A 6,373-nucleotide genomic window follows, 5' to 3' on the forward strand; every position below is an offset into this window, starting at 1 on the left:
CATAAACTCCTAACCTTGTAATTCATTTACTACTTGTTCAAAATGGGACCCATACGGATTCAAATAAATTTCACGGATATCTTCATCTTCTGTGTAATGGATGGAAATATCTAAACGATTCTCGGGTAAGTATGGCTCAATAAAGCCTGCCCACTCCACTACAGAGATTCCATTGCTATGAAAATATTCATCAAAACCAATATCTTCGAGTGAATCCTCCAAACGATAGACATCCATATGATATAAAGGCATTTTACCACGATATTCTTTCACTATTGTAAACGTAGGACTCGTAATATAACGCTTCACTTCTAATCCAGAAGCAATTCCTTTCGTAAACGTTGTTTTACCGGCACCTAGCTGACCTTCTAACGTAATGACATCACCAGGATGCAGCAACCTTGCTAGTCTCTCCCCGAAAGTTTTTGTCTCTTCCGGAGAATGAAGCTGTATTTTCATCTAATTCACCTACTTCAAATGTGTATATCCGCTTTTTTTAAGCACTTTACGCACATCATTATCTTCTATATAAACAGGATGTTTGTTTTCTTCTACAACATTACCAATTATCGTTAATTGGGTGTTTGTTTCCTCAGCAGCTTTTTTTACTACATTCCAATCGTGCTTATCTACTGTTCCTAGAAGTTCAAAATCTTCACCACCAGATAATTTCCAATGGTATTGTTGCTCATTCGTAAATTGATAAAAAGAACGTGCAACTGGTATGTCATTTTCGCTTATAACAATAGATACATTAGAAGCTTCTGCAATTTCACTTGCCTCATTAGCAATGCCATCACTAACATCATTTAAAGATACTCTGTCCAGTTTTTCTAAAGCTAGTGCAAAAGCCACTCTCGGTTCGGGTTTTCGATGTCGACTTATATAAAAATCTTGATCAACATAATTATTTTCATTGGACAAGATATGAAACCCTGCTTGAGAGTCCCCTAACGTACCCGTAACAAAAACAATATCTCCTTCTTTTGCATGCCGACGATATCGAGCTTTGTTTGTATTCGTATATCCAATCACAGTAATAGAGATTGTTAATTGTTTACCAGAAACAGTGTCTCCACCAATAATATCCATGTGATACTTCGAAGCTAAATCATCCATACCTAAATATATCTGAGATAGCTCCTCTTCAGTCCAATTCTTTGGTATAACAATAGAAACTAAATAAAAACTAGGTAAAGCTCCCATTGCTGCTAAATCACTTATATTTGCTCCTAATGCACGATAACCGATATGAAATGGTTCCATAGTAGAACGAGAGAAATGTACGTCCTCTACAAAGGTATCTACTGCTGTAACAATATCCATCGAACTTCGAAAGACAGCAGCATCATCTCCAATTCCTTTTACAAGAGAAGACTGCTGATAAAATGTCGGCTTAATCGAATCTATAAAAGAAAACTCATCCATTTAAAATCACCATTCTTTGTATTCACTACCAACTATCATAGCAAAAACAAAAGAAAAAAGAAAAAAATTGGACGACTAAATTATGTCCACAAACTAAAAAAACACAGGTTTTAATTAAAACCATGTGCTCTACAATTTCTAATATAATTTTCATGGCGGTCCGGACGGGACTCGAACCCGCGACCTCCTGCGTGACAGGCAGGCATTCTAACCAACTGAACTACCGGACCAACTTTTTTTACTTATGTATGGTATCCAGTATTTCAATGGTGAATCTGGATCTTAGTAATAGTTATTTACTATAAATAATTTGGTTGCGGGGGCAGGATTTGAACCTGCGACCTTTGGGTTATGAGCCCAACGAGCTACCAGACTGCTCCACCCCGCGATATGCATTATGATATGGGAAAATATGGTCGTACACTTCTATGTGTTATACTAACATATTCTATCCAATCTAAGGATAAATTATCCTTGTCTGGCGGCGTCCTACTCTTGCAGGGGTATAACCCCAACTACCATCGGCGCTGAAAAGCTTAACTTCTGTGTTCGGCATGGGAACAGGTGTGACCTTCTCGCTATCGCTACCAGACAATCCTTAAAAACAAGGACAAGTAATATTATATCCATAGAACTATAAAAAAGCAATACCTTTTTAAAACTTTTTTTATTTCGTCGTTTGTTTTTATAAAAAAATGCTAGTAAACGTTGATATGACAATCTAATATCGCTAAACGAGTTGCTAATTTAAATTAGTCTCAGTTAGAAAATCTACATTTGTGCGTACATTTAAGTGTTATGTTTTTTTAAGTTTCATCATACCGATACCGCCAACTTCCATTACGATCAAACCAGGTCATTGTTATAATCCGAACATTTTAATAAAATAATAAAAACTTAAGTATCGATGAAAATTGACTCATATGAATAATTTTACTTTTAAGAAAAAATGAAATAAGATATAGGTAGAATAAATAAAAATCCACTAGGGGTGCCAATTGGCTGAGATAAGATTCATTTCTTAATCCCTTTGAACCTGAACTGGTTAATACCAGCGTAGGAAAGTGGAGTTGGCGACTATACCTATTCTGTAGCTGTATATATAACCACTCCATTTTGGGGTGGTTTTTTTGTTCTTTATTCTAAATTAATAGGAGAGGAGAATTTTTGGTGGATGCTATTGCTAAGATTAAAGAAAATAAACCGTTTATTTTTAATATTACCAATGAAGTTGCATCTAATTTTTCTGCTAATGGTTTAATCGCTATCGGAGCGTCACCTGCGATGTCTCATACTCCAAGAGAAGCTAAAAAGTATGGAGAAATGGCCGATGCAGTAGTGCTAAACCTGGGGACATTAACGGAAGACCGGGGAGAAGCAATGTTAAAAGCTGGAATGGAAGCAAACAAGAATGGGGTTCCAGTTATTCTTGACCCCATTGCAGTTGGAGGTACAGATTTTCGGACGGAGATCATTGATGACATACTTAAAAAGGTAAAGCTAGCTACAATACGTGCTAATGCTGGGGAAATAGCTGTGTTGGCGGGTAAGTTAGAAAAAACAAAGGGGCCAGATTCCATTATTCAAGAAAACGATCCAGAAATCGCAAAAACAGTCGCTAAAAAATATGATACGGTTGTCATCTCAACTGGGAAAGTTGACGTTGTGACAGATGGTAGGCGAACTGCGTTATGTAAAAACGGGCATGAAATGCTACAAAACATTACGGCTAGTGGCTGTTTACTTTCATCTTTTGTTGGACCTTTTATAAGTGTAGTTGATGACTTTTATCAAGCAGGTATATATGCTGTGACAAGTTATGGTATTGCAGCTGAATTAGCAATGGAAAAAGCATCTGGGCCTGGAACATTTATTCCGGCATTACTCGATGAATTATACTTTCTATCCGATGAAAAAGTAGGAAAATACAAACAAGTTCACGAACTATAAGGATTTGTAACAATATGGAAGGAGGAAAAGCAATTGGAAAATCTTCTCTTTATCGAGACAAGAACAGGCGTAGATGTACATGGACAGAACGTGAATATTGCATCAGAAAGAGCTGTGATGAATGCAATCCATACCAATTCTATGCCAGGAATGAAGAAAATTCTACCAGATGGTGACTTAGATAAGATGAAGGTACATGTAAAACTGGGCATCCCATTGGATCTGGAAAAATTGGATCACGACAAAATAAAACAATTAATTCCTTATGGTACAGTCACTGTTGAGATCTTACCTGGAGGCCTGGCAACTACTAGTGGGATTTTTCTGGAAGATCAGCAGGATAAAAATGATTTAATGTATATTGTTAATGCTGTTGTAGAAGTAGGCTATTAAACAAAAATTAAGGAGGATTCTCTATGCGTTTTTCAGAGTCATTGCGAGAGGCAACGAAAGAGAGCTGGGAGTTAAGTTTAAATCATCCATTTGTACAGGGGATTGTAAGTGGTGATTTGCCATTTGAAACATTCAAAAATTATATTCTGCAGGATATCTATTATTTGAAGCATTACGGCAAGGTGCATGCTTTTGCGGCTGCCCATTCAGATGACTTTCATGTTGCTGCTAAATTGGCTGAAAAAGCAAAGAAGACAGCTGAAGCAGAACTTACGGTGCATAAGGAGCACGCAGAAATTTTACAAATTACAGAAGCTGAAATCGAGAATTTCAAACCAGCACCAACTGCCTACGCATATACATCACATTTATACCGCGCGTCGTTGTCCGGAAGTTTAGCTCAAATTGTAGCTGCAATGCTACCATGTTATTGGTTGTATGCAGATATTGGTTTGACCTACAACGATGCGAAGCCAAAGGAGAAAATTTACCAGAACTGGTTGAACACCTATGGGAGTGACTGGTTCCAAGAATCCACACAAGAAATGATTGATCTGCTCGATACATTAGCTGAACAAGCAGGAGAAGCAGAGAAGGAAAAAATCAAAGCACAATTTATTATCGCGAAAGAATATGAGCTTGCATTCTGGGAAATGTCCTATACGTTTGAAATATGGCTTTCGGAAAAGCAACAAATCTAGCAGACTTTTAAATATACTAATTGTAATAAATTGTAATAATAAGTGAACTACTTATAAATTGTGGTTAATATAATCAACCCATAACAGCTTCGTGTAAAATGTAAGTTACCAGACAAACAATTCATTGGAAGGCTGATATCTTACGTTTATGATCTAAGTGCATCCTCTTATTGCTTTATTTAGTGGTGTAAATAAAGCAATAAGGAGGTAGCTTGTTTTTTATTGATTACATTTTCCCCTTACCCCAACAATTATTTTAGAGCCAGTTTAGTTGACTAACAAAGAGTCCATGCCTCCCATAATTTGCTTTATAAAGCACGTTTTTCAGACCGAAAAAAATAGGTAAAGACACTTGAAAGAGTAGAGGATAAAGAGAAGGCTATGGAAGCGAGAAAGATATATAAAATAACCACATGTTCTGTCACTGCCTCTCTTTTTTGCCAGTCACAGCTTATTATAAGGCACTCTTCCAAACCATTTATAACGGCGAGTTGAAATAAAACGGTATGCAGGATCACCAATTTTTTGTGCAAACGGTAAATAAAGCAATAAAGCTAAAGGGATAGTGGCTGGTAGTAAAGAAAGAATCTTGCGGACGGTATTAAATCCTGTCAGGATTCGTTTATCTTTGGTATACATATAGATTTCGTCATACATATTTTTATAGTTATTGGCTCTCTCTTTTATTGAATCACTTAATTCCTGAACAGGGTACCAGAAAATGTTGTTATTCCAGTCCAGACTTTTCAGTACTGCCTTCACTGTCCTACATAAAGGGCATTCAGCATCGAAAAAAACAATATGTTTATTCAAACGATTTTTCTCCCTTCTGTTTCAGATGTCTTTTCTAGTTTAAATTGTTTTCCATCATTTGTTGATTTGTATATATTCCCTTAATAACTTCAATATAAATACATTTCCTTTTACTTCTTCTGAGTAAACCATGATCTGTTTTTCAAATCAGATCATCTTACTGAGTAAATAATGGAAGTCAATGTTTTTTCTATTGATTCTATTGTAGATGTAGTGTGCGATGCATTGTCCTTCACTTCCCTTTAAGTATTGAAAAAAGGCGGGAAGTTTTGTACATCTGTCTTTGCAAGTGGTCATTAAACCATGTACATAAAACATTTTATCCTGTATGGCTCTGTTTTTAAGTACAAGAGCAGAATTTAAACAAATGCTAGAAGAAATTTCAAAGGGAAAAGTTAATCTAGTTATTGATCGTACATTAGAAAAGCCTAGTCGTATTTTAAGAAGCGGAGAAAATTGTTTACTTACTGAGGAATAAAAAGAATAAATTTGGTTGACCTTTTTTTGTAAAGGATTAGCCTATTTGTATTCTTTTAAATTAGTCTAAAGACTCGAATTTGAGTCGCCAAGTAATAGGGGTACTTTAGACATTAAACGTAAACAGTAACTACTGCTTACTTAACTTTATTCACTTCGCTCCATTCCCCTTTGCAAAAGAAAGGGTGAAAGTATGGATTAACTCTTTTGCTTACTAGTTAAAGATCATCAGAAATAGGAGATTGCGTATTTTTTATTGATTAAATTTTTCCCTTACCCCAACAACCAAACAATTATTATAGAACCTTATTTTCATTCCTAACAAAAAAGACGGATTAGATACTTAAATCTAATCCGTCTTTTCGTTCGTTGCCTGGCGGCGTCCTACTCTTGCAGGGGCAAAGCCCCAACTACCATCGGCGCTGAAGAGCTTAACTTCTGTGTTCGGCATGGGAACAGGTGTGGCCTCTTCGCTATCGCTACCAGACCTACACAATGTAGGTCGTTCGGTGTTGTTCACAGGACGTGAACGGTTTTAATCGAACTTCCTTAATTTTTTTAGGTTTATACCCTAAAAACTAAATAAGAGTAACGTGACATCATTCTAAGAA

The 6,373-nt window shown here is 36.2% G+C and carries 6 protein-coding genes, 2 tRNA genes, 2 rRNA genes and 1 riboswitch; of the genes, 3 read left to right on the plus strand and 7 right to left on the minus strand.

Annotated features, from left to right (window positions below; translation table 11 throughout):
* Window positions 1-9: 9 nt before the first annotated feature.
* The 5 genes from tsaE to rrf (ABC346_RS19755) all read right to left on the minus strand — a co-directional run bounded on the left by tsaE (window position 10) and on the right by rrf (ABC346_RS19755) (window position 2,020).
* A complete protein-coding gene (tsaE, locus tag ABC346_RS19735; RefSeq protein WP_413236483.1) occupies window positions 10-459 on the minus strand; it encodes a tRNA (adenosine(37)-N6)-threonylcarbamoyltransferase complex ATPase subunit type 1 TsaE in 450 nt (149 codons plus the stop codon).
* Between the two features lie 9 nt (window positions 460-468).
* A complete protein-coding gene (thiL, locus tag ABC346_RS19740) occupies window positions 469-1,428 on the minus strand; it encodes a thiamine-phosphate kinase (protein ID WP_413236484.1) in 960 nt (319 codons plus the stop codon).
* 153 nt (window positions 1,429-1,581) lie between these two features.
* Window positions 1,582-1,658, minus strand: a tRNA-Asp gene (locus ABC346_RS19745).
* 81 nt (window positions 1,659-1,739) lie between these two features.
* Window positions 1,740-1,816: transfer RNA gene (locus ABC346_RS19750), tRNA-Met, on the minus strand.
* Window positions 1,817-1,904: 88 nt separating this feature from the next.
* Window positions 1,905-2,020: ribosomal RNA gene (gene rrf / locus ABC346_RS19755) — 5S ribosomal RNA — on the minus strand.
* Window positions 2,021-2,405: 385 nt separating this feature from the next.
* Window positions 2,406-2,508: riboswitch (TPP riboswitch) on the plus strand.
* A gap of 90 nt (window positions 2,509-2,598) precedes the next feature.
* On the opposite strand from rrf (ABC346_RS19755), the gene thiM reads away from it, so the two are divergent.
* Genes thiM through tenA form a run of 3 tightly spaced genes read left to right on the plus strand, consistent with a single transcriptional unit; the run spans window position 2,599 to window position 4,472 of the window.
* Complete coding sequence (gene thiM / locus ABC346_RS19760; protein ID WP_413236485.1) at window positions 2,599-3,378, plus strand: hydroxyethylthiazole kinase; 780 nt, start codon at window positions 2,599-2,601, stop codon at window positions 3,376-3,378.
* Between the two features lie 33 nt (window positions 3,379-3,411).
* Window positions 3,412-3,771: a Lin0512 family protein gene (locus ABC346_RS19765; protein WP_413236486.1), complete on the plus strand. Its 360-nt coding sequence runs from the start codon at window positions 3,412-3,414 to the stop codon at window positions 3,769-3,771.
* Between the two features lie 23 nt (window positions 3,772-3,794).
* Complete coding sequence (gene tenA, locus ABC346_RS19770; protein WP_413236487.1) at window positions 3,795-4,472, plus strand: thiaminase II; 678 nt, start codon at window positions 3,795-3,797, stop codon at window positions 4,470-4,472.
* Between the two features lie 444 nt (window positions 4,473-4,916).
* Here the strand turns inward: tenA and ABC346_RS19775 are convergent, their stop codons facing one another.
* Together ABC346_RS19775 and rrf (ABC346_RS19780) are read right to left on the minus strand one after the other, a co-directional pair.
* Entirely contained in the window at window positions 4,917-5,285 is a 369-nt protein-coding gene (locus ABC346_RS19775; protein ID WP_413236488.1) for a thiol-disulfide oxidoreductase DCC family protein, read from the minus strand.
* 848 nt (window positions 5,286-6,133) lie between these two features.
* Window positions 6,134-6,249: ribosomal RNA gene (rrf, locus tag ABC346_RS19780) — 5S ribosomal RNA — on the minus strand.
* Between the last annotated feature and the right edge of the window lie 124 nt (window positions 6,250-6,373).

Origin of the sequence: Oceanobacillus phoenicis (assembly GCF_047238145.1) — a bacterium.
Taxonomy (GTDB): domain Bacteria; phylum Bacillota; class Bacilli; order Bacillales; family Amphibacillaceae; genus Oceanobacillus.

Excerpts from the sequence above, each read along its gene's own strand:
- tsaE (WP_413236483.1), bottom strand. The coding sequence starts at position 459 with ATGAAAATACAGCTTCATTCTCCGGAAGAGACAAAAACTTTCGGGGAG.
- thiL (WP_413236484.1), bottom strand. The coding sequence starts at position 1,428 with ATGGATGAGTTTTCTTTTATAGATTCGATTAAGCCGACATTTTATCAG.
- tenA (WP_413236487.1), top strand. The coding sequence starts at position 3,795 with ATGCGTTTTTCAGAGTCATTGCGAGAGGCAACGAAAGAGAGCTGGGAG.